Here is a 22,474-nt window from a genome sequence, read left to right as displayed (position 1 = left end):
TGATCACGGCGTGAAGTTTTATATCTGCGGACAGAGCGCCGCTTATTTTGATTTAACCAGTACCTCATTATTACCTGGTGTTGATATGGCATTATCGGCGATGACAGCCCACGCTATTTTGGCGCAGCAGGGTTACAGTGAAAATCCATTTTAGGGTAAATTTTTAGTTTGGAAATAAGGCTTGGCTTGCTATTCTGTGGCGCATAAGTCGATAATTACAGTGAAATAAATGGAATGCTGTATTGTTCAAGGAGATGACTATGTGGGCGTTTTTAGTTGAACAGCCTAATTTACCTTACACCATAGCTTTTGCCTGTGTTCTGGCCCTCGGTGTGTTTGAAGCCTTCGCGTTAGTCATTGGCTTAAGCATGATGAGTGCGCTAGACCAATGGGTGCCTATCGATGCGGATTATGACGCAGATGTGAGCCCCGGCGGACTTACTGGCATTGCCGGTTGGCTGTGCCTCAATCGACTGCCGTTATTGATTTGGTTTGTGCTCGCGCTGACCAGTTTTGCGATAGCGGGTTATATCGTCAATTTTATCAGTTTCAATGTCGCTGGCCTTTTACTGCCGCAATTGTTCACTTTACCCATAGCCATAGTTGCGAGTGCCTTTTCTTGCCGTTATTTCGGTCGAGTGCTGGCCGAACATCTGCCCAAAAATGAATCGAGCGCGATTTCGCTTGATGATTTGAGCGGCTATGTCGCGACTATTACCTTAGGCTGCGCCATCAAAGGCATGCCCTCTGAAGCCGTTGTACGTGATAAACACCAACAAAAACATTACGTCTTAGTCGAGCCTGAAACCTCGGGTATCGAGTTTGCCTCTGGCACTCAAGTAGTGCTACTTAAGCGTGAAGGCCGTGTCTGGTCTGCTACGCGTTTTGATAATTAATCGTCCCCAGCCATAAATCAATTGAAAGGAAATCAAATGGATGTGTTAACTGATATCGGTTCATCCGGTAGTTTTATTTTGCTCGTTGCCGGTATGGTGTTACTTGGCTTTATCGTGATCGGGTTAATTTTTGCCAAGTTATATAAACGTGCAACCAAAGAAATGGCCTTTGTGCGTACCGGCTTTGGCGGTGAGAAAATCATTAAAGATGGCGGCGCTATCGTACTGCCAGTGCTGCATGAAACCATTTCGGTCAACATGAATACCCTGCGTATCGAAGTGGAAAAAACTCAGAAAGATGCGCTGATCACTAAAGACAGAATGCGTGTCGATGTGAAGGCCGACTTCTACCTACGTGTTGCCCCAAATTCCGATGGTATTTCGATGGCGGCGCAAACCTTAGGTACGCGCACAAACCGCGTTGAAGAGCTTAAAAAGCTGATGGAGTCTAAGTTTGTCGACGTACTCCGCGCTGTCGCCGCTGAAATGACCATGACAGAAATGCATGAGCAGCGTGCCGATTTTGTGCAACGTGTGCAAAATAACGTGGCTAACGATCTTGAGAAAAACGGTCTCGAACTCGAGTCGGTTTCGTTAACGGGTTTCGATCAAACTGATCTACAGTTCTTCAATGAAAACAACGCATTCGACGCCGAAGGTCGTGCACGTCTGGCGAAAATCATTGAAGAGAAACGTAAAGAAACCAACGATATCCAACAGGATAACCGGATTAAGATCGAGCAACGTAACCTCGAAGCCGAAAAAGAATCCCTAGAGATTGAAAAGTCGGAAGAAGAAGCACGCCTGATCCAGCAACAGTCTTTGGAATTTAAACGCGCCGATCAAAAAGCGGAAATCATTAAGCAGAAAGAAAACAAGGCCCGTGAAGAACGCGAAGCCGAAATTGCTAAAGAACGCGCTATCGAAACGGCTCAAATCGAAAAGACGAAAGACATCGAAACCCGCGAGATTGAAAAATATAAGTCGATTGAGCAATCGCGCATTCAACAGCAAAGGGATATCGAAGTTTCTGAGCAGGAAAAACGCATTGCGGTTGCGGCGAAATCTGAAGAAGAATCTGCTGCCCGTGCCCGTGCTGCTGAAGCCGAAAAACTGAAAGTGGAGAAAGAAGAAGCGGTAATCACAGCGCGCCAAGTGGCCGAAGCGAATCGTCGTAAAGAGATTGAAGTGATTGACGCCCGTAAAGAAGCTGAGCGTGATGCGGTAGGCGTAACAGTACAAGCCGAAGCCGAGAAACGTGCCGCCGAAGACAGATCGAGTGCGATTCTGATTGAAGCGCGCGCTAGCGCCGATGCGAAAAAACTGCAGGCCGAAGCGGATGAGAAAGTCTATGCCGTTGAAGCTGCGGGTAAACAAGCGCTTTACGAAGCTGAAAACGTCTTGAGTGATGAGCAAATTGCCCTGCAAAAATCCCTCGCGATTTTAAAAGCGCTGCCTGAAATCGTGGCACAAGCCGTTAAACCGTTGGAAAACATCGAAGGCATTAAAATTCTTCAAGGCTATGGCGCTGGCAATCAATTTGCCGCGGGTGGCGAAGGCGCTCACCATCAAGGTGGTATTGCCGAGCAAGTCACCAGTGCCGCATTAAACTATCGCGCTAATGCGCCGGTGGTTGATGCCATGCTCAGAGAGCTGGGCTTAGTGAACGGTGATACTGGCACCTTGAATGATTTATTGAACGGCAATAATACGTTAACCGCCGAGGCGTTAAGTGGTGTGAAGTCGTCTCATGCAGAGCTTAAAGATTACAGCCAAACGCATGTGGTCGAGAGTCAAAGCGTGCCTAAGCTGTAAGGTCGATTTAGCTCACTCCATGATGTTAGCTTGATGACTGAGCTATATGAGATTAAATCAGCCAAGTAAGCTTTTGCGCTGAGTGAAGTCAGCACTGACTCAAGGCTTGGTAAATCAGCTTGATAAATAAGCCTGATTAAATAAAACCGCTCGCATTATTGCGAGCGGTTTTGTTTTTGGGGGAGATAAAATCTACCAGCCTATTGGTGCACCTTATCGACACCCGATGAGCGACCCTCGGCGTGACAGATGGCGCAGGATTCTTGCCCAGCTTGGTAAATTCGCCCTCCGCTGGCATCGCTTTGATAAACCCCGCCAAAGCTGCGTGCATGGACGACTAAACTATCGATAAGCGTGTGACAAGCCGTGCAGGTTGCTAAGGTTGGCCGTATTGGCTCAGCTTGCCAGCGTTTGAGTGTACTTTTTGATGATTTCGTCAATTTTACCATTGGCTTTTAGGGTCGCTATTGCTTGATTAATGGCAGGCAGCAAATCGGCATGTTCCTTACGTAACCTAAACACTAAGTCCCCATCGGAATGCACCGCCGCAAGGGCGACAGGGATCCGCAACTGAGTCGACCAATACAAGGCTGGATAATTACCGGAAATAATCGCATCGACTCTGTGTTTATCTAAGGCTTTGACTAACTCTTGCTCAGAGGTAAAGTCGGCACGGATAAAGTCCTTATCGTCGTGGTATAAATAACCGCGCACTGTCCCGATTTGTTTGCCTTTAATCTGGTCGATATCCTTATATTTACTGACATTTTCAGGCAGGGTGACCACATATTCGGTGATTTGCATTATGGGGGCGGATTTGACAAACAGCGGCCCCAAATCCTGCTTTTCAAACCAACTCGGGCTGACGATATCAAAGTCGAGTTGACCGGTTTCCAGAGCGTTATTAGTGCGCTTTGGCGGCAAGGTGAGGATTTCACCGTCGATTTTAGCTAAGGATAGAATCATCGGGATAAGCTCAGTGATCATCCCCGGCGCCTCGGCTTGATCGCCGATAAAATACGGATACCAAGAATAGGAGCCAGTGATATTGTATTTGAGCTGCTCCGCATAGGCGTGTGGTTGAGTAAAGCAAAGGGCGAACAAGGCAAATCGAACTAAGTGTTTATACTGCAAACATCGCTTAACCATATTGCTTTTATCCTTGTTATCTCTGCTTTAGCCAAGGCCTATCCGATGGCCATTCTACCTAAACTGTGTGAATAAATTGTTTATTGGGTCACAATCAGTCACATCAGCCATAGTTAAACAGTTTTCACCTTTACGCCATTACACTTTACGCTATGACACCTAAGCCAATAGCTGACACAGGGCGGGCTGCTGATTATGCGGGAAAATTTGATAGGTTTTATGGTGCTTAACCAAGCTGGTTTTCTTATTGCCTTGGCTGAGTAATAACCCATGGGATAGGGCGATACGCGTTAGCGTCTGTTCATCGGCGCGGACATATAAGTTGATTGGTTTTAGCAACTGATTGTCTTTAATATGTTGATTAAATTCTTTTGCATCAATTACTAAGCTAGATTGGCCATCACCATCGAGTTTGAGCTTGGCGCTGATTTCAGTGTCAGTAAAGACCAACCATTCGGCTTGCTTTAAAGTTGCTATCATAGCATTTAATGCCGTACCTAACGCTTGCTCTGATGTCTCAACTGTTTGATATTGATGCACGATCCTTTCTAGCAAACGCTTGAGTTCGGCGCCCGCACCTTGGCTGCGAGCCAAACGTATCCAAGCCGTCAGATCGTCGGCTACCAGTTTAGAAAAGCGTTTTTCCTTTAAGGACTCGACCATCCAATTACACAAAAAATGACTTTCCTGCGCAGAAGTGCGCTGGGCTTTCTTGGTCTGTGCTGAAGCGGTTAAATCGGCAAGACCCGCAAGGGCGAGTTCGAGCACAGCTTGGTTATAGGTTTGAGAATTCATTATGACTCCGCCGCGGGCTGAAGTGATGTTATCTATTTGAACTTGGACGATATTGATTGCGGCGGAGCTAGTTTAGCAAAGCGGTCGATAAACCGATATTTATTCTTGCGATCCCACCAAACTTGCGGCGGTTAAGATCAGCTTAGGTGCGGGTCTGACCTTGTAGTTAGGATTCACATATTGGAAATGAATCAAACCTTTATCATCGCTAATATAAATGGCGGGCACAGGTAAGACTAAACGTTTGGCTCCCTCGGGAGTCGTCCACATTGGATTATCGACATGAAGACGCGAAGTATAGATCTCAGTGACCTTTTCGCTTGTATAAAAAGCTAAGCCAAAGGCTTGCGCTGCCAGCATTTTTTCATCGGAAAGCAGTAGATACTTAAGCTCATTTTTTGCCGCCGAAGCCTTAAGTTGAGCTGGTGTATCGGGTGAAATACCCACTAATTGAAAGCCCATTTTTAGTAATTCAGGCTCAATCGCTTTTAGTTGCCCCATTTGATTGTTACAAAATGGGCACCAGCCGCCGCGGTAAAAGAAAAAGATGGTCGGTTTTTGCTGGGTTAACTCGGCTAAATCGACGGTTTTACCCTTGATATCTTGCAAGTTTACCTTAGGAATTTGCTGACCGTTGAGTAGCGGACTGATGGAAAACTCATCTCTGGCAATGGGCTGCGCCAGAGTCGTAAAGCTAGTGAGCAATAGTGTGCCTACGAGGCAAAGTGTTTTTAGTATGGTTGACATGGGCGTTCCTAACGTTATCTTTCAATGGCTGCATTTCTAAGCACTGACAGTTATCTTTTGTCTGCTCTAGTACTGAGATCTGCTTGCGTGATCTGCTTATGTAATTTGTTGCTTAAGTCATCTCCGTTGACGAGATCTTCGCTTAAGTGTTTTTTGTGTAAGTGCCATTGCGCGGTCTTGCTGTATTGTTCGTATTGGCCAAGGCGCTCTTAAGCGAGTCTCTAAAGGAACGGGGATGAGCGGAAGTTATTGCATAACCCAGCAAATTAGCTGTCATGCGGAGTTTTGATGAATAAAATTAACCCAAAGAAATTACTCAACAGTAAGTGGACCGCCGTTAAGCCGACCAATAAAGAAAAACATTTTTTAGTCACTGAGATTGAATTTGATGAGGAAGGCATAGTGATCTCATGCTCAATTGAGGCTGTGATGTCAAAGCGAGTTATACCTATAAACTGGCATGATTTAAAAGATGAAGGCCTTTGGCTGCAGGGTTGGAAATAGTTAAACGACTTGGGTAAATACCAATCTCATATTATCCAAAGACATGGAGGGCACTCATCTTGTTCTCCACTTTTTTAGCCATCATCTTCTAGGTTCTCTAGCTCATTCTGCAGCAATATCATTTATCAATGTCCTCATCATGCCCTCCATCAATGTCTTCCATAAACGATCCCATCAATACCTCGTCTCTTGCCGTCAACTGGGCATGTTTTTGTAGCGCAGCGGCATCCATTTATTCAAGTTTGAGATTAATCCGTGTTTTTTAGTGATATCGATTGCGGCTAAATCGAGATTCCGTTATTTTGTTGTGGCCATCTAAACGTCTAGATGGTTTTGCGGTTATTAAGGTACTCACTGAAGCTATGCATTGTCGTCATCGAACGCAGCAAGGTGCTAGGTAGCAGGATTCTCATTAACTATGAGTGCTTTAGTAAAACGAAGTCGCATAAAAAGATTGAGGTCAGCAAGATGGATAAGCAGCAACTGTGGGTTTTGGATGGTGGCATGGGGCGTGAGTTGGCAAGACGGGGTGCACCCTTTCGCCAGCCTGAGTGGTCGGCGTTGGCATTGATAGAAGCGCCGCAAACGGTGACTGAGGTGCATCAAGCTTACGTAGCCAGCGGGGCCAAAGTCATCACCACCAACAGTTATGCACTCGTGCCATTTCATATCGGCGATGAGCGTTTTGCCGCCGAGGGTGAAGCGCTGGCTGCATTGGCGGGCAAACTGGCACGGGATGTCGCGGATGAACACGCAAATGCGGTTCGCGTCGCGGGCTCATTGCCACCCTTGTTCGGCTCTTACCGTGCCGATTTATTTGAGGCCGCGAGGGTGAGTGAACTGGCGCTCCCACTCATTCGAGCGCTGTCGCCCAGTGTCGATCTCTGGTTAGCCGAAACCATGAGTTTGATTGCTGAGCCTTTAGCCATCAAGGCCTTGCTGCCAGAAGATGGCAAACCATTTTGGGTTTCTTTTACCTTAGAGGACGAGACGTTAGGTAGCGAACCGACACTTCGCTCCGGTGAGCGGGTGGCAGATGCTATCGACGCGTTAGTAGCAGTCGGTGTGGATGCGATTCTGTTCAACTGTTGTCAGCCTGAGGTGATTGAGGCGGCATTACAGGTGGCCAGCTACAGATTAAGTGCTCTGGGGCGTGCCGATATTCGACTCGGTGCCTATGCCAATGCGTTTCCTCCTCAGCCGAAAGAGGCGACGGCTAACGATGGTCTGGATGAGATCCGTGCTGATCTTGGGCCGCTCGATTATCTCGGTTGGGCTGAGCGTTGGCGCGCGGTAGGGGCTTCGCTTATCGGTGGTTGCTGCGGCATTGGTCCCGAACACATTCAGGCTCTTTCTACTCGTTTGCGCTAAGGATTTTGTATGAAAGAGAACAGGATAGGTCTCTGGTCACTCACAGCCCTAGTGTTCAGCTCTATGGTAGGTGCGGGGATTTTTAGCCTGCCGCAAAACATGGCCGAAGTGGCGGGTGTTCGAGCAGTGCTGATTGGCTGGGGGATCACAGGTGTGGGCATCTTGGCATTGGCTGCGAGTTTCCTCTATCTGTCGCGCTTGAAGCCTGAGCTTGATGGCGGCATTTATACCTACGCGAGAGCCGGTTTTGGTGAGCTGGTGGGCTTTTTTTCTGCTTGGGGCTACTGGCTTTGCGCCACCATAGGCGTGGTGGGATATTTAGTGATTGCGTTTGCCGCCCTTGGCAGTTTTGTCGATACGCCGCAGCAAGTTTGGTTTGGCGAGGGCAATACGCTGGCCGCTTTTATCGGTGAGTCGTGCATTTTGTGGGCGGTGCATTGGTTGGTCTCCCGCGGCGTACAGCAGGCCGCCATGTTCAATCTGGTGGCGACATTAGCCAAGAGTTTGCCGTTATTGCTGTTTGTACTGTTTGCCTGCTATTACTTCGACCCAGTGACTTTTGCTCAGGACCAAGCGGCCAGCACTTTAGCTGTGACAGTGTCTGAACAAGTGCGTAACACTATGCTGATCACGCTTTGGGTATTTACCGGTATCGAAGGTGCGGCAGTGTTGTCGGCGCGTGCTAAAAATAAGCGGGATGTGGGTACGGCGACTGTCCTTGGCGTCGTGCTGGCGCTACTACTTTATGTGCTTATCTCTGTGTTAGCGCTGGGGATTTTAGCTCGTCCTGAACTTGCAGCGCTGCCTAATCCCTCTATGGCGGGACTGATGGGACACATGAGCGGCTCTTGGGGCAAGGCACTGATCAGCGTTGGGCTTATTGTTTCTGTGTTGGCCTCCTACGTGAGTTGGACTCTGTTCTCGGCAGAGGTGCCTTTCAGCGCAGCCCGCCACGGTGCTTTCCCTTCCATCTTTTTGCGGCAGAATCGCAATGGCACACCGATCGCTTCCCTCTGGTTATCTAGCTTAACAGTGCAGTTTTGTTTGTTACTGGTGTGGCTGCTGGGTAAGGGGTATACCAATCTGCTACTCATTTCTACGTCGATGATTTTAGTGCCTTATCTATTGATTGGACTGTTCCTGCTGAAGCTTTCTTTGAGTGGACAGGGCAATGGGCTGATGAGAATCGTGGCGCTAGTGGCGAGCGGTTATGGACTCTGGTTACTCTATGCCGCAGGCGTCGAGTATCTGTTGCTGTCCTTGCTACTCTACGGCCCAGGGTTACTCTTGTTTCTTTACAGTCGCCGCCAACTTGTCGATGGTAAAAAGCTTAACGGACGTGAGCGATTGCTCGCGGGGGCGACGTTGCTGAGTTTGTTCCCCGCGTTATGGTCTTTTTGTTATCAATAAAGGATTGCGGTTGGTTAAAGCGGGCTGTGCTTTATCGAATTGGGCATAAAAAAATCGGCCACAACAATTGTTGTGGCCGATTTCACTAAAACACGTGGGATGGGGTTAAACGCTATGCGTTTTACACCGCCCGTTTTAGCGATTACTTAAGTTTTTTTGCTTTGCTAGGTGCTTGACCCACCTTCATTTTTACGCGGCGGCCTTGCATGTTTTTCTCTGCAGCAACTTGAGCGCCGACGTTGTCGGTTCTTTGTTGTTTCTTGGCAAAGCTACGGCGGGTTTGCAATTGTTTTAACAGCAATTCGCGACTGCCCACTTCATAACCTGGCACAGTGACGCGGCGAATTTGTTGACCGATCAGTTTTTCGATATCGGCTAAGGTACGTTCTTCTTCGCGGCTCACAAATGAAATGGCTACGCCAGTTTTACCCGCGCGACCTGTACGACCGATACGGTGGACATAGTCTTCGGCGAGGAAAGGTAAGTCATAGTTGACTACGTATTCAAGGCTTGGGATATCCAGACCACGGGCGGCAACTTCGGTGGCAACCAGTACGCGTACATCACCTGCCACAAATTCACGCAGGGCGCGGCGACGACTGCCTTGGCCTTTTTCACCGTGGACCACTTCAGATGGGATGCCATCTAAGTTTAATTCTTTGACTAGCGTATCGGCGGCTTCACGGGTCGCAGTAAATACCAACACTTGTTGCCAGTTTTTCTTGCCGATAAGCTCAGAAAGCAGTTCGCGTTTACGGCGTTGTTCAACCGGATAAACGACTTGGCTGACGGTGTCGGCTGTAGTGTTCTGCTTATCAACGCTGATCACTTGCGGTTTAACCATCATATCGTTGGCGAGTTTTTTAACCGCACTTGAGAAAGTGGCTGAGAACAACAGGTTTTGGCGTTTCTTATTGACCGCTTGCAGGATCTTTTGGATATCGGCGCTAAAGCCCATGTCTAACATACGGTCGGCTTCGTCTAGGACTAAAAAGTCGACGTTCGACAGGCTTAAGTTACAGGCGGTAAGGTGCTCAAGTAAGCGACCTGGGGTGGCAACAATCACATCGGCGCCGCGTTTCAGCTTTTGCGCTTGTGTTTCTATCTTTACGCCGCCATAAATGGTTAACACGCTGAAGTTTAAGTACTTGCAGTAAGCCGTAACGTTGTCAGCCACTTGAGCCGCAAGCTCACGGGTCGGCGTAAGGATTAATACGCGGGCATTCGACTTTAACGTTTCGCTTGGCTTTTCAACCATCTTTTGCAGGATCGGCAGCGCGAAAGCGGCGGTTTTACCCGTACCGGTTTGGGCACTGGCTAAGACATCTTGGCCGCGGCGGATAGCAGGTATCGCTTGCTGCTGAATAGGCGTCATTTGTTGATAACCGCAATCTGAGATAGCGCGCAAAATCTCGGGGGAAAAACTAAAAGATTCAAATCTCATTTTGGATTCCTATGGTTCACTTATTCAAACATTCAAGCACCGCGAGCCTCTATTGTTTACTCGACTAAGGAGAGAGGCGTGCCGACTGGCTCATTCTTCCACACAGATTTTATAAGAAAAATGGCGGGCGCGGAGTATAGCAAAAATTTCGGTTAAAACCTGAACTTTTTAGTGTTTTGGCATTTTATCTGCATCATTTTATCGCCAAGAGATAAAAGCCTTAGCGACGGCTCAGGCGGGATAGGGCCAATTCTGCACGCTCTGGGCTGAGTTAGCTCTGGATTGAGTATGCTCTTAGCAGAGTATGATTTGAGGTTGAGTGACGGCTGGCGGAAAGAACGAACAAAAAGAACGCGATAGAAAAATGCCGCAGTTTTGGCTGCGGCATTTTATATCTTGCTTATGACTAACCGAAAGTGCGTCTCAAGCCGAGGGCTTTCTCGGCATTATGCTTAAGCAGATGGGCGGCATCACCAATCAGATGGGTTGCGGCCAAGTTCTCTGCGCTTGAATGGGTGATGGAGTGTATGTTGCTGGCAATCTCGTTGACCACTTGACGCTGTTGATCCGCTGCGACCGCATTTTGCTGGGCAAAGGTGTGGATATCACTCACTTCTTGGTAAATGGTATTCACATTGTCGGCGGACAGTTGGATGTCGCTAGCGCAGCGCTCCGCGTGTTGGCGGCTTTGTTCCATTTCTTTGGCCCATGCGTTGAGCATAGTGAACATCTTATCGACACTTTTTGAAATACTGTTGGTCGACAGTTGGGTTCGGCTCGACAGCGCGCGCACTTCATCGGCGACCACGGCAAACCCACGGCCTTGTTCACCCGCACGGGCAGCTTCAATGGCCGCATTGAGGGCGAGAAGATTGGTTTGCTCGGCGATGGAGTCAATTTCGCCCATCGCATTAGCAACTTGCTCGGCTTCTTTATTCAATTGATGGGCATTGTTAGCGGCATCGGCAACAGACTTGGCCAGTTGTTCCACTTTTTGAGTGTTGGCCTTCATATTGGCGCTGCTTTTAAGGCAGAGATCGTAGGCGGTATTGATGCTGGTGGACGTGAGATGGGTATTCTGCGCCACTTCTGTGATGGTTGAACTCATTTCTTCCATCGCGCCAGAGAGCTGTTCTAACTGACTTTTCTCTTGATCTAGGCTGACATAGGTTTGCTCGGTCGCGACCACTAATTGATCGGCAATCGCGTGCAATTGATTGGCTTGATCTTGTGTGCGCCCCAGTACGCCATTCATTTTGGCTTGCAGCATGATGAGCTGGAAATCGAGGATAGAAGACGTATCGGCACCCGAGTAGATGTAACGACTGATAGAGTCGTATTTGGTTTGCATTTCAATCAGTTTAGCGGGAATGCGAAAGGCCTCATCGTAGAATATAGCCAAGTTTAAACTCATCAAAACCGCCCCCGCGATAATCACGCCCCAGCCCCAAAAGTAGCCTGCGATCAGTAAGCCTGTTGAGGCGACAACCGCCGAGAGGATACGTTTTTGCATTAAGCTTAAGGGCTTAGAAATGGATTTATCCAGTTTAAGTCTTTGGTATATCTCATTTGCTTTGCTGACGTAGGCGGCCTGAGGCTGAATACGTACCGATTGATAACCGACAATGGTGCCGTTTTCAAACAATGGCGAGACAAAGGCATCGACCCAATAGAAGCCACCATTCTTACAACGGTTCTTCACTATGCCGCGCCAAGATTGACCCGATTTAAGTTTTCCCCACATTTCTTTAAAGGCGGCGCTCGGCATATCGGGATGACGAACCATATTGTGGGCACTGCCGACTAACTCTTGGGCGCTGTAGCCTGAGACTTCGGCAAAACGGGCATTAACGTATGTGATAACACCGCGAGTGTCTGTGGTGGAAATGAGTTCGTCCTGTGGTGTTAAGCGGATTTCTTGATCTGATCTCTGTGCATTCAGTGTTCTGTTGGCAGACGCGTTACTCTGGCTCATTTAGTGTGTCCATTCAGGGCCGATATGATTCATTGGGATTCAGGGGCGCGGTGTTAGGCGCTAATTTTCTTGCGCTTACTCTCATTGGGGTAAGCTTGTTATGTGATAAGACTATCATTTTTGTATGGGTATAGGAGAGCGCTTTTTGATGGCTTACCCATGAAAATCAATCGTTCGTTGTATTTATAAGCTATTGCAAAATATAAAAATTTTAAGTAGTGCGAATACAGAATTAAACGAGCGTTTATCCTGCTAAAACGCAAATTTCAGTATTTTATAAGGGTTATTTTTCCTCAGATAGTGAGTGGATATTAGACGCTCATGTTATCTACTAAATCAGCTCGGCGATATTGGACTAATGTCGTTGATTCGGTTGCCATATCGCGGCATTCATTCGGGCGCTTTATTCGTCTTAGTCTATTCTTTAATGGGCAACAAACTATGACTTGCTGAGCGTGTGATTTATCTGGCTTTGCCTCAGCTTTGTCATCTCATTCGCACCCTTTAGTTCATTAGCTTAGGTTCATAAGATCAGCTTCATTAGCTCATAGCGGGAATGCAATATAAGAGGATTTTCCCATGGCGATATCACTTAGACGTGGCGTAGCTAAATTGGCTACCGCGTCCTTGGGGACAGCAGCGGCACTGCCCCATTGGCGACGTTTGATTTTTGGACGTCTATTTGGCTTTCTTGCGCTTCTCTGCGTGCCTGTATATATCACCAGCGTGTATTTATGTGTCATCGCCGATCTGTGGTCTATGGTGGTATTCGATACACTGGCTTATCTTTTTTTACTGTTTTTGCTGTATTTTCCTAAGCTTGCTGATAGCACGCGTTTTGGCTGTGGCTGTTTCTTAGGGTTTGCTATCGGCGTTGGTTTTTTGATTGCGATTGGTCCATCGGGTGCGGGGTTCTTCTGGTTATTTATCTTTCCGCCGTTAGTTGGCATTTTCTTAGGAAGTCGCGCGAGTTTATATGCCCAATATTTGAATGGGCTGAGTCTGGTACTGATTGGGCTTGCCTATCACTTTGGCTGGTTAAACTGGCCTGATATTCACGGTTATAGTTTGGGTATTTGGGCCGTTGTCGTGGTCAATTTTATTGTAACCAATGCCATGTTGACCCTAACAATCACTTACTTATTAGGTAAGTTGGCGGATTCACTCGATTCAACCTTAGCCTCACGCCAAGCGACTGTATTAGGGTTAGCCAAACTTGCCGAATACAGAGACAACGAAACGGGCGCGCATCTATTACGTATGCGGCAGTATTCAAAAATGCTCGCGGCGCAGCGACTGCAGGCCGACAATCCACCGGCTGAATTGAACGATGATTTTATTCAAGATATTAGTCTATCGGCCATTTTGCACGACATAGGTAAAGTCGGTATTGCCGATGCGATTCTGCTCAAACCGGGTAAATTAACCCCGCAGGAGTTTGAGCAGATCAAAGCTCACCCTGTGATTGGTGGCCAAGTGTTACGCAGTTTGTTGGAATATGCGCCCCAATGTACTTTTATTCAGATGGGTCAAGATATTGCTTCGGGTCACCATGAAAAGTGGGATGGTAGTGGTTACCCCCTAGGGTTGAAAGGTGAGGAAATTCCGCTTTCGGCGCGCATCGTTGCCTTGGTGGATGTCTATGATGCGCTGACTTCGCCGCGATGTTATAAGCGACCCTTTAGTCACCAAGAAGCCATCGATTTAATGATTGAAGGCAAAGGTAAGCATTTCGACCCTGAATTAGTCGATTGTTTTATGGCAATTCATCAAGAGTTTGAAGTGTTATCTAAGGCATCGCTGGATGATGCTTATCAGCCTATGGCGCAGCCCACTATGGTTTAGCGACTCATGTTTACAATCGTGTTTTGAAATTGAAAACGTGTTTTGAAATCATGTACTAAATCGTGCTATTGAAATAGGACTAGGTTTGAAAGTACAGCATCAGCGCTAAAAAAAACGCCCAAGGCTCATAGCCTTGGGCGTTTTATTTTGTAGCATATAACGGATGTAGAAGATGATTTAAATGACGACTTAAATCGCTACTTACCCGCAGGAGTGCTAAATCGCTCTAAATCGCTTTAGTCACTTGCGTTAACCACGCGAGTTCATCCCCGGACATCAGCGGCGAAAGTGTATGGAACACTTGCTGATGGTAAGCATTGAACCAGTCGATTTCCCCTTGCGTTAGCAGGCTCTTATCGATAAGGCGGGCATCCATAGGGATCATAGTCAATGCATCGAACTCATACATCTCACGCTCAGCGCCTTTCAGTGCTTCACAGTGTTGCACTACGACTAAGTTTTCTAAGCGAATGCCAAAACTCTCAGCGCGGTAGTAACCCGGCTCGTTGGAAAGCACCATGCCGGGCATCAGTGCGATACCGTTGACATTTTTACCTATGCGCTGTGGACCCTCGTGCACACTTAAAAAGTGACCCACACCATGGCCTGTGCCGTGGTCGTAATCAAAACCATGTTGCCATAAATATTGGCGGGCGAATGCATCGAGTTGCTGGCCTGAAGTGCCTTTAGGGAAGCGAGCTTGGTCCAGCGCGATATGGCCTTTTAGCACTAGCGTGACCATTTTTTTATGCTCATCAGTGACTTTGCCAATCGCAATAGTACGGGTCACATCTGTGGTGCCATCGATATATTGCGCGCCAGAATCCACTAAGTAGATGCTATCCATCGTCATCATCGCTGGTGTGCCATTGTTGTGATTGTAATGGCACATGGCGGCATTGGGGCCCGCTGCAGAAATGGTGTCGAAACTTGGCTCGCGATAGCGCTCATCTTGCAGGCGGAAGCTTTCTAACTTATCGGCAAGTGTGGCTTCATCGTGCATACGCTTGGCGGCGACTTCGGCATCTAACCATGCAAGGAAGCGGCTCACAGCAACGCCATCACGAATGTGACAAGCGCGCATTCCGGCAAGTTCTGAGGGATTTTTCTGCGCTTTAGGCAAAGAAACCGGATCAATGCCAGCAATCAATTTAGCCCCCGCTTCACGGGCGAGGTTTTGTGTCCAAGCGTTAGCTGAGTTTGGATCGGCAAGCAGTTTAACGCCTGATAAACTCGCCAGCGTATCGGCGAGGGACGCTTCACTTTTAAAGCTAACGCCTGCACCGACATGCTCCTCAATGCCCTCAGGGAGTTTGCTTAAATCGGTAAACAGCTGCATATCGCCATTAGCGTGGAGTAGGGCACTGCCGAGCACAACGGGCAGACGCGGCACATCGTTACCGCGAATATTTAACAACCAGCAGAAAGAATCTAAGGCGGCGATCAACGCGACATCAGCACCGGCTTTTTTCACTAAGGCGCCAATTTCATTACGTTTTTGCAGACTGGTTTTACCGGCACTCTTGTTACTGAATAACGTGATTGGCGCACTCGATGGTGCGGGGCGATCCTGCCAATATAAATCGATAGGGTTTTGCTCAACTGCCACTAATTCGATTTGGGCTTTGTTTAAGGTCGCTTTGGCATTTTCAAACCAAGCTAAAGTATGCAAGCGTGCATCGAAGCCAATGCGTGACCCCGCTGGTAGCGTGTCACATAACCATTCAATTTGTGGCGTGTCTGTCAGGCTTTCGTAGCTGAAAAGTGCAGCATCTACTTGCAGACGAACTTGCACCGTATAACGGCCGTCGGTAAATATTGCGGCTTTATCTTTCAATACGATAGCCATGCCTGCCGAACCGGTAAAGTGGGTTGCCCAGTACAAACGTTCGTTGTGTTCTGGCACATATTCGCCCAGATACTCGTCGGCGCGGGGAATGATAAAAGCATCGAGATTGGCGGAAGATAATTCGCTGCGAATGGCACCGAGGCGGCTGGCAATTGAATGTGACATATGGGCTCCAAGTGAGACTGGCACGCTGTGCGAGTCGGTAGGCAAAGCTTGCCTAAGGATAAGTAGGTCTATGTTGATTTGAGTTCTAACCAGCTCGGATTATCGCAAGCCTAACGCGCGAGATGCAAGGGGAGCGAATAAAGGATTTTGTATACAATCGTGAATTTGTGCTGACTGTGATGAGCAAGCTAAGTGTTTTACCCTTAATTTATTTGTGTGATTCTTAGCATAAAACCTGAGTAAAACAAAATGTCAGTCATATTTTTTGTAGACTTGTTCCTTACAAATTAGCGACTTAAGTTTTATTCAATCGCTAACATTTGGACCCTATGCTAACATTTGCCATCTCCGCTCGGGGTCAGAGTGGGGCACATGTATCAGTGGAGTAAGCGATGCAAATACTAACAATAGATGTGGGCGGTACGACAGCCCTGTTCGAACTTCAGCTCGCGGGACATACAGAACAATATAAAATCCCCACAGGCGAAGGTTTTAAAATTGAAGAGTTAAATAATCAAATCGCTGCACTTGAACGCGATTACGATTTACAGCATTACCAATTAGCGATTGGCGTACCAGGACTCGTACAAAATAATCGTTTGGTTGCCTGTAAATCGTTACCCGGACTCAATGGTTTGAGTTTTGACACAGTGAAAACTCAAGGCGAGCTTAAGTTTATTTGCAACGATATGGATGCGGGTATGCAAGCCACGTGCGATGCCAAATATGCCTGTGAGTTGTTGGTCATGTGCGGCACTGGGATAGGGATGTCGATTGCGTTTAATGGGCAAGCTTTTACTGGAGCGACAGGGGTGGCAGGGGAGTTGGGCCATTGCCGCGTGATGACAGAATCAGGCGAATTTAGTTTAGAACAACTCGCCAGTGGCGATTCTGTACGCAGCCGTAACATCACCACTCAGGATGATTTATACCGTGCGGGCAGTTACCTTGGTATGGGGCTGGCGTGGACCGTTAATTTGTTTAATCCCAATCGGATTTGGCTCGCGGGTAACATGATGAACAGTGCTCCTTACTACAAAGGCTGCCTCGAAAGCTTAAAGCAAATGGCATTGAGCGCGCCCTTAGCTGAGATGAAAATCAACCGCGTCGATGATATGGAAACCTTAGTGTGCCGAGGTTTATCTGTGATGCTCGCAAGGGATTATCCTCGCGCACAAGGAGCATAGATGCTGTTAGCTAATGGTTTTGAGCTATTAGATTACAGTGGCTCAGTGCTAGTGGTTTAAGCAGTATTAGCAGCATAAATAGTGAAATTGATAACAGGACAGGTGATGCCTTTGGCTTATCGTGTCCTGTTTTTTTATGGCTAAAATAGTCAGCAAATCATTAATTATCAAAGTAAATATTAGGAATAGCTGAACTGCATTTAATTGCTTTTTTATCAGACCAATACCTTAGTTGATAATATTTTGTTGCATTTTTATTGCGCTTACGTCTATGCTGATTATCGCAATGACAACGTTGTCATCGCGTGTAAAAGGCAAACCAGTTGAAAAACTGGGACGCAAAGCCTCCGGTCTAAGGGTTCGTCTGTACCTATGATAGCGGGGATACCACAGGTTTTTTCTTCGTGCAATTGTCTGTCGTGTTGCATGGTCTTAAGAGAGTGTTGTTTCCTGTCTACGCTTTGTTTGCCTTATTGATTCATATAAAAAATTCAATAGGGATATCTCATGTTCAAGACTCAAATTTCAACATCAGCCTTGCTGGTGGCATCGGCGCTGGCATCTACCGTGAGTGTCAGTGCATTTGCCGTAGCGCCCGGCAAACCGACTATAGGTTGGGGCGAAACCAAGTTCGCTATTATCGAAGTTAATCAAGCCGCTACGGCTTACAATCAGTTGGTGACCATTAAAGATGCTGCCGACGTGTCCGTCAGCTGGAACCTTTGGAGTGGTGATGTGGGCAATAAAGCCCAAGTGCTGCTCAACGGTAATGTCGCTTGGGAAGGCGCCTCAGGCGCTTCGGGCACCGCTAACTTTAAGGTGAACAAAGGCGGCCGTTATCAGATGCAAGTGCAACTGTGTAACAGCGATGGTTGTACGGCGAGCGATGCCAAAGAAATCCTCGTGGCCGATACCGATGGCAGCCATTTAGTGCCACTCAATGCTCCGCTTAAAGAAAACAATCGTCCATATGTTAACAAGTCGGGCAAAGTGGTCGGCAGTTACTTTGTAGAATGGGGGGTGTATGGCCGTAAGTTCCCAGTCGATAAGATCCCAGCACAGAACTTAACTCATATTTTATATGGCTTTACCCCTATTTGCGGTGGTGATGGCATTAACGATAGCTTGAAAGAAATCGACGGCAGTTTCCAAGCGTTGCAACGTGCCTGTAGTGGCCGTGAAGATTTTAAAGTTGCTATCCACGATCCTTGGGCGGCGGTCCAAATGCCACAGGCGGGGGTGAGTGACTACTCTGATCCCTACAAAGGCAACTTCGGTCAATTGATGGCGCTCAAGCAAGCCCACCCCGATCTAAAGATTTTGCCTTCGGTCGGTGGCTGGACGTTATCTGATCCCTTTTTCTACTTTGGCGATAAAACTAAGCGCGATACCTTTGTCGCATCGGTGAAGGAATTCCTGCAAACGTGGAAGTTCTTTGATGGTGTCGACATTGATTGGGAATATCCAGGTGGTGGCGGTGCGAATCCAAACTTAGGTAATGCCAATGACGGTGAAACCTATGTGACCCTGATGCGTGAACTGCGCGCCATGCTCGACGAGTTAAGTGCTGAGACGGGTCGTACCTATGAACTGACTTCCGCAATTGGTATCGATGCTCAAAAAATGGCAAAGGTCGATTATCAGGCCGCTCAGCAGTACATGGATTACATCTTCTTGATGAGTTACGACTTCAATGGCGGTTGGACGAACACTGAACTCGGTCATCAAACCAATCTTTATGAGGCGAGTTGGGATCCTGATACCCGCTACACCACAGACAAGGGTATTAAAGCTCTGTTAACTCAAGGTGTTACCCCAGGAAAAATTGTGGTTGGTGCCGCTATGTACGGCCGCGGCTGGACAGGCGTGAATGGCTACACGGGCAATAACCCATTCACAGGGACAGCGACGGGCAAAGTGAAAGGCACATGGGAAGATGGCGTGGTGGATTATCGCCAGATAGTGAACGAGTACATGGGGAGCGGTTGGACTTACAGCTATGACGAAACGGCCGAGGCGCCATCATTGTTCAAGGCATCTACGGGAGATTTAATCACTTTCGATGATGCGCGTTCCGTTAAAGCCAAGGGCCAATATGTGCTTGCCAATCAGCTAGGTGGTTTATTTGCATGGGAAATTGATGCCGATAACGGCGATATTCTAAATGCGATGCACGAAGGTTTAGGTCATGGCGAAGGAACTACGCCACCGGTGAATAAAGCGCCGATTGCCAATGCAGGTGCGGATGTGAATGTCACAGGTCCCGCCGATGTGGTGCTCAATGGTGGCGGATCGCGCGATCCTGAAAATGAGGCGCTGACGTATCTTTGGACTCAAGTGTCTGGCCCAACGATTGCCATCGCAAACGCCGATATGGCGAATGCGACGATTCAACTGAGTGCAACGCAAACCGATGTTGTCTATGGTTTTAGCCTTAAAGTCACTGATCCAGAAGGGTTATCTGCCACAGATTCAGTGACAGTGACCAATAAGGCGGATACTCCGAACCAAGCTCCCGTGGTGAGTGTAGCTGCCACTGCAACAGTGGAAGCGGGTAAAACTGTTAGCATAGTGGCGAGTGCCTCTGATGCCGACGGTGATGCCTTAACTTACGCTTGGACTGTGCCCGCTGGCGTGTCGGCAACCGGACAAAATAGTGCCACCTTAGTGGTCACTGGGCCTAATGTCACCGAAGCGACCAGCTATGGTTTGAGCGTGCTGGTTTCCGATGGTGCCTTGGATGCGAGCGCATCGACTAATCTGACCGTGACGCCAAAAGTGATCGGTGGTGGTTGTGATGCAACCGATCCTAATGCCGGTAACTATCCTGCTTGGCAAACCAGTGTGGTGTACAACACGGGCGATACTGTGAGTCACAGTCAGTTGGTATGGAAAGCCAAGTACTGGACGCAGGGCAATACGCCATCTCGCACCGCTGATCAATGGCAGCTACTCAGCCAAGTTGATCTCGGTTGGGATGCGGGTGTGGTGTACAACGGCGGTCAAACTACCAGCTATAACGGTCGTTTATGGAAGGCGAGTTACTGGACTAAAGGTGATGTACCTGGCGTTGCGGCGGTGTGGGTTGATATTGGCGCTGCAAGCTGTCCTTAATCATCCAACATACTAATATTATTTGAGTTATAGAGACAAAAGCCCTGCGATAATGCAGGGCTTTTTATTATGCGATTAGGCTCATTGCAGACAGATTTAATCAATCTTAAGCAGTTCCACATCAAAAATTAACACAGAACCACCACCAATCTTGCCCGTGCTACGGTTACCGTAGGCGAGTTCACTGGGAATAAAAAAACGCATTTTATCGCCAACAACCATAAGCTGTACGCCCTCGGTCCAACCTTTAATCACCCGATTAAGCGGAAATGCGATAGGCTCGCCGCGATCAACCGAACTATCAAACACAGTACCGTCGATCAAAGTGCCATGGTAATGCACTGTCACTGTATCGCTGGCTTTAGGATGAACTGTGCCATCGCCCTTAGTTAACACTTGATATTGCAAACCCGAAGCTGTGGTGATGACACCTTCTTTGGTTTTGTTTTGCGTTAAAAATTCATTGCCTAAACGGATATTCTCTTGGGCGGCTTTTTGGCCGTTCATCGAGGTAAAAAAGTAAAAAATCACCCCAGCAATCACAGCAACGGCAAGTAACATTTTCATATAAAGAGCACCTTAGTTAATTTTCGCCATATTATCAGTTTTTTAGCTTGAGATGCTATCGGCACTCGCGTGTGCGTTGAGCTGGATATCTGGTGCTACCAGTTCAAGGCGTTAAAAACCCCCTCAAGACTTTATCCCGCTTTAGAGATCGCTTAACCTGTGGGCTTAAGACTCAATAAAAAATTCAATAAAAACAGATAAAAACTAGAATTTAGATAATAAACAAGGAAAGTCTATGTTAAACAAAGCGGCAAAACCTTTGGTCAAGCTCGTTGACCGATATCTACCCGATCCCTATATTTTCGTCCTTTTACTCACCTTAGTGGTGTTAATTACAGCTGTGGTCGCAGAACACAAAACTCCGCAGGAAGTCATCAATTACTGGGGCGATGGCTTTTGGACCTTGTTGAGCTTTTCGATGCAGATGCTGTTAGTGCTGGTGGCGGGATTCATGCTGGCAAGCTCGCCGCCGATTAAAAAGCTGCTCGATGCGATTGCAGGATTCGCTAAATCGGCACCGCAAGCCATTATTTTAGTGACCTTGGTCTCACTGGCCGCCAGTTGGATTAACTGGGGATTCGGGCTAGTGGTGGGCGCGTTATTTGCCAAAGCCTTAGCGCGTAAAGTGAAAGTGGATTATCGGCTGCTGGTCGCCAGCGCCTATTCTGGCTTTGTGGTTTGGCATGGTGGGCTTGCGGGTTCTATCCCATTAACCATAGCAACGGCGGGGCATTTCTCTGAAGCACAAATTGGCATTATCCCCACCAGTGAAACCATTTTCGCGAGCTTTAACTTACTGTTAGTGGCGATTCTTTTTGTGGTCATGCCATTAGTGAATCGCTTTATGCTGCCTGAAGACAAGGACAGCATTTATGTCGACCCAAGTGCCCTTGACGACAAAGGCAGCGACCCCGCAGCTTCGGCGCTGGAGTTTACCCCTGCCAATGTGAGCGAGTGTCAGCTTGAAAGCCGTCCTGCGGATAAGCTTGAAAATAGCCGCTTACTCGGCTGGAGCGTCGGTGGCGCTGGGCTTGTGTACTTAGGCTATTACTTTTGGGTACAGGGCGGCAGCTTAAACCTTAACTTAGTGAACTTCTTATTCTTGTTTCTCGCCATCCTCTTACATCAAACGCCACGCAGTTTATTAACCAGCTTGAATGAGGCCATTAAGGGCGGCGCAGGGATTGTGATCCAATTCCCTTTCTATGCGGGCATTATGGCGGTGATGGTGCAGTCGGGTTTAGCCCAAAGTATTTCGGAAGGTTTTGTGGCCATAGCCAGTGCCGAGAGCCTGCCATTTTGGAGCTTTATCAGTGCAGGAATTGTGAATATTTTTGTGCCATCGGGAGGGGGGCAATGGGCCGTGCAGGCGCCGATTATGTTACCCGCTGCCGAAGCCTTGGGCGCCGATGTTGCTCGGGTAGCTATGGCCGTAGCTTGGGGTGATGCCTGGACTAACCTTATTCAACCTTTCTGGGCACTGCCCGTGCTGGCAATTGCGGGCTTAAAAGCGCGGGATATTATGGGATTTTGTTTAATGCAGTTGATGATCACAGGCGTGATTATCAGTATCGCGTTGAGCTGGTTTTAAAGATAATAAACAGTGCAAAACTAAACAGGGTAATTCTATGATTACCCTGT

The 22,474-nt window shown here is 47.8% G+C and carries 18 protein-coding genes and 1 riboswitch; of the genes, 10 read left to right on the top strand and 8 right to left on the bottom strand.

The genetic code is table 11. The annotated features are described in order from the left end of the window. The 3 genes from Q4Q54_RS03690 to Q4Q54_RS03680 all read left to right on the top strand — a co-directional run. The coding region (locus tag Q4Q54_RS03690; RefSeq protein WP_311987733.1) for a DsrE family protein at positions 1–154 on the top strand (154 nt) is incomplete at its 5' end. A gap of 106 nt (positions 155–260) precedes the next feature. Next, a complete protein-coding gene (locus Q4Q54_RS03685; protein WP_006085764.1) occupies positions 261–896 on the top strand; it encodes a YqiJ family protein in 636 nt (211 codons plus the stop codon). Between the two features lie 36 nt (positions 897–932). Then, the gene (locus tag Q4Q54_RS03680) at positions 933–2,711 is read left to right on the top strand and encodes a flotillin family protein (protein ID WP_006082587.1); all 1,779 of its coding nucleotides are present in this window, start codon (positions 933–935) and stop codon (positions 2,709–2,711) included. A 200-nt stretch (positions 2,712–2,911) separates the two neighbouring features. Here the strand turns inward: Q4Q54_RS03680 and Q4Q54_RS03675 are convergent, their stop codons facing one another. From Q4Q54_RS03675 to Q4Q54_RS03660, 4 genes are all read right to left on the bottom strand, one after another. Then, positions 2,912–3,151, bottom strand: a complete 240-nt coding sequence (locus Q4Q54_RS03675; RefSeq protein WP_409438274.1) for a multiheme c-type cytochrome — start codon at positions 3,149–3,151, stop codon at positions 2,912–2,914. Further along, complete coding sequence (locus tag Q4Q54_RS03670; protein ID WP_107946850.1) at positions 3,108–3,860, bottom strand: ABC transporter substrate-binding protein; 753 nt, start codon at positions 3,858–3,860, stop codon at positions 3,108–3,110. The genes Q4Q54_RS03675 and Q4Q54_RS03670 overlap by 44 nt, the downstream gene beginning before the upstream one ends. A gap of 159 nt (positions 3,861–4,019) precedes the next feature. After that, positions 4,020–4,655, bottom strand: a complete 636-nt coding sequence (locus Q4Q54_RS03665; RefSeq protein ID WP_259481847.1) for a DUF2913 family protein — start codon at positions 4,653–4,655, stop codon at positions 4,020–4,022. A 99-nt stretch (positions 4,656–4,754) separates the two neighbouring features. After that, positions 4,755–5,402 (bottom strand): peroxiredoxin-like family protein, encoded by a 648-nt coding sequence (locus tag Q4Q54_RS03660; protein WP_011847416.1) that lies wholly within the window; start codon positions 5,400–5,402, stop codon positions 4,755–4,757. Between the two features lie 288 nt (positions 5,403–5,690). Between Q4Q54_RS03660 and Q4Q54_RS03655 the strand changes: the two genes are divergently transcribed. The 3 genes from Q4Q54_RS03655 (at position 5,691) to Q4Q54_RS03645 (ending at position 8,687) form a co-directional block, all read left to right on the top strand. Then, positions 5,691–5,906, top strand: a complete 216-nt coding sequence (locus Q4Q54_RS03655; RefSeq protein WP_259520069.1) for a TIGR02450 family Trp-rich protein — start codon at positions 5,691–5,693, stop codon at positions 5,904–5,906. Between the two features lie 468 nt (positions 5,907–6,374). After that, positions 6,375–7,277: a homocysteine S-methyltransferase family protein gene (locus Q4Q54_RS03650; protein WP_311987725.1), complete on the top strand. Its 903-nt coding sequence runs from the start codon at positions 6,375–6,377 to the stop codon at positions 7,275–7,277. A gap of 9 nt (positions 7,278–7,286) precedes the next feature. After that, positions 7,287–8,687: a basic amino acid/polyamine antiporter gene (locus Q4Q54_RS03645; protein WP_311987724.1), complete on the top strand. Its 1,401-nt coding sequence runs from the start codon at positions 7,287–7,289 to the stop codon at positions 8,685–8,687. Between the two features lie 142 nt (positions 8,688–8,829). On the opposite strand, the gene Q4Q54_RS03640 is transcribed toward Q4Q54_RS03645, so the two are convergent. Together Q4Q54_RS03640 and Q4Q54_RS03635 are read right to left on the bottom strand one after the other, a co-directional pair. Then, the gene (locus Q4Q54_RS03640; RefSeq protein ID WP_028761337.1) at positions 8,830–10,131 is read right to left on the bottom strand and encodes a DEAD/DEAH box helicase; all 1,302 of its coding nucleotides are present in this window, start codon (positions 10,129–10,131) and stop codon (positions 8,830–8,832) included. Positions 10,132–10,537: 406 nt separating this feature from the next. Further along, entirely contained in the window at positions 10,538–12,106 is a 1,569-nt protein-coding gene (locus Q4Q54_RS03635; RefSeq protein ID WP_311987723.1) for a methyl-accepting chemotaxis protein, read from the bottom strand. A 579-nt stretch (positions 12,107–12,685) separates the two neighbouring features. Here Q4Q54_RS03635 and Q4Q54_RS03630 point away from each other — a divergent pair. Beyond that, positions 12,686–13,951 carry an HD domain-containing phosphohydrolase gene (locus Q4Q54_RS03630; protein WP_311987722.1) on the top strand — a complete coding sequence of 422 codons (1,266 nt, stop codon included), beginning with the start codon at positions 12,686–12,688 and terminating at the stop codon, positions 13,949–13,951. 226 nt (positions 13,952–14,177) lie between these two features. On the opposite strand, the gene Q4Q54_RS03625 is transcribed toward Q4Q54_RS03630, so the two are convergent. Continuing rightward, the gene (locus Q4Q54_RS03625) at positions 14,178–15,965 is read right to left on the bottom strand and encodes an aminopeptidase P family protein (RefSeq protein WP_311987721.1); all 1,788 of its coding nucleotides are present in this window, start codon (positions 15,963–15,965) and stop codon (positions 14,178–14,180) included. A 392-nt stretch (positions 15,966–16,357) separates the two neighbouring features. On the opposite strand from Q4Q54_RS03625, the gene Q4Q54_RS03620 reads away from it, so the two are divergent. Together Q4Q54_RS03620 and Q4Q54_RS03615 are read left to right on the top strand one after the other, a co-directional pair. Beyond that, a complete protein-coding gene (locus Q4Q54_RS03620; RefSeq protein WP_107946856.1) occupies positions 16,358–17,152 on the top strand; it encodes an ROK family protein in 795 nt (264 codons plus the stop codon). A gap of 303 nt (positions 17,153–17,455) precedes the next feature. Continuing rightward, positions 17,456–17,544, top strand: a riboswitch (cyclic di-GMP riboswitch). A gap of 115 nt (positions 17,545–17,659) precedes the next feature. Further along, positions 17,660–20,266 (top strand): glycosyl hydrolase family 18 protein, encoded by a 2,607-nt coding sequence (locus Q4Q54_RS03615; RefSeq protein WP_311987720.1) that lies wholly within the window; start codon positions 17,660–17,662, stop codon positions 20,264–20,266. Between the two features lie 96 nt (positions 20,267–20,362). Here Q4Q54_RS03615 and Q4Q54_RS03610 read toward each other — a convergent pair whose 3' ends face one another. Further along, a complete protein-coding gene (locus Q4Q54_RS03610; RefSeq protein ID WP_311987719.1) occupies positions 20,363–20,833 on the bottom strand; it encodes an FKBP-type peptidyl-prolyl cis-trans isomerase in 471 nt (156 codons plus the stop codon). A 235-nt stretch (positions 20,834–21,068) separates the two neighbouring features. Between Q4Q54_RS03610 and Q4Q54_RS03605 the strand changes: the two genes are divergently transcribed. Continuing rightward, positions 21,069–22,424: a TIGR00366 family protein gene (locus tag Q4Q54_RS03605; RefSeq protein ID WP_311987718.1), complete on the top strand. Its 1,356-nt coding sequence runs from the start codon at positions 21,069–21,071 to the stop codon at positions 22,422–22,424. The last annotated feature ends 50 nt before the right edge of the window (positions 22,425–22,474 follow it).

The organism is Shewanella sp. SP2S2-4 (assembly GCF_031932025.1).
Lineage (GTDB): Bacteria > Pseudomonadota > Gammaproteobacteria > Enterobacterales > Shewanellaceae > Shewanella > Shewanella baltica.
Note: the sequence above shows the minus strand (reverse complement) of the source record. Positions and strands in the feature narration are given on the sequence as shown.

Coding starts and splice junctions, on each gene's coding strand:
- Q4Q54_RS03685 (WP_006085764.1), top strand. CDS start 261: ATGTGGGCGTTTTTAGTTGAACAGCCTAATTTACCTTACACCATAGCT.
- Q4Q54_RS03680 (WP_006082587.1), top strand. CDS start 933: ATGGATGTGTTAACTGATATCGGTTCATCCGGTAGTTTTATTTTGCTC.
- Q4Q54_RS03670 (WP_107946850.1), bottom strand. CDS start 3,860: ATGGTTAAGCGATGTTTGCAGTATAAACACTTAGTTCGATTTGCCTTG.
- Q4Q54_RS03665 (WP_259481847.1), bottom strand. CDS start 4,655: ATGAATTCTCAAACCTATAACCAAGCTGTGCTCGAACTCGCCCTTGCG.
- Q4Q54_RS03660 (WP_011847416.1), bottom strand. CDS start 5,402: ATGTCAACCATACTAAAAACACTTTGCCTCGTAGGCACACTATTGCTC.
- Q4Q54_RS03655 (WP_259520069.1), top strand. CDS start 5,691: ATGAATAAAATTAACCCAAAGAAATTACTCAACAGTAAGTGGACCGCC.
- Q4Q54_RS03650 (WP_311987725.1), top strand. CDS start 6,375: ATGGATAAGCAGCAACTGTGGGTTTTGGATGGTGGCATGGGGCGTGAG.
- Q4Q54_RS03645 (WP_311987724.1), top strand. CDS start 7,287: ATGAAAGAGAACAGGATAGGTCTCTGGTCACTCACAGCCCTAGTGTTC.
- Q4Q54_RS03640 (WP_028761337.1), bottom strand. CDS start 10,131: ATGAGATTTGAATCTTTTAGTTTTTCCCCCGAGATTTTGCGCGCTATC.
- Q4Q54_RS03635 (WP_311987723.1), bottom strand. CDS start 12,106: ATGAGCCAGAGTAACGCGTCTGCCAACAGAACACTGAATGCACAGAGA.
- Q4Q54_RS03630 (WP_311987722.1), top strand. CDS start 12,686: ATGGCGATATCACTTAGACGTGGCGTAGCTAAATTGGCTACCGCGTCC.
- Q4Q54_RS03625 (WP_311987721.1), bottom strand. CDS start 15,965: ATGTCACATTCAATTGCCAGCCGCCTCGGTGCCATTCGCAGCGAATTA.
- Q4Q54_RS03620 (WP_107946856.1), top strand. CDS start 16,358: ATGCAAATACTAACAATAGATGTGGGCGGTACGACAGCCCTGTTCGAA.
- Q4Q54_RS03615 (WP_311987720.1), top strand. CDS start 17,660: ATGTTCAAGACTCAAATTTCAACATCAGCCTTGCTGGTGGCATCGGCG.
- Q4Q54_RS03610 (WP_311987719.1), bottom strand. CDS start 20,833: ATGAAAATGTTACTTGCCGTTGCTGTGATTGCTGGGGTGATTTTTTAC.
- Q4Q54_RS03605 (WP_311987718.1), top strand. CDS start 21,069: ATGTTAAACAAAGCGGCAAAACCTTTGGTCAAGCTCGTTGACCGATAT.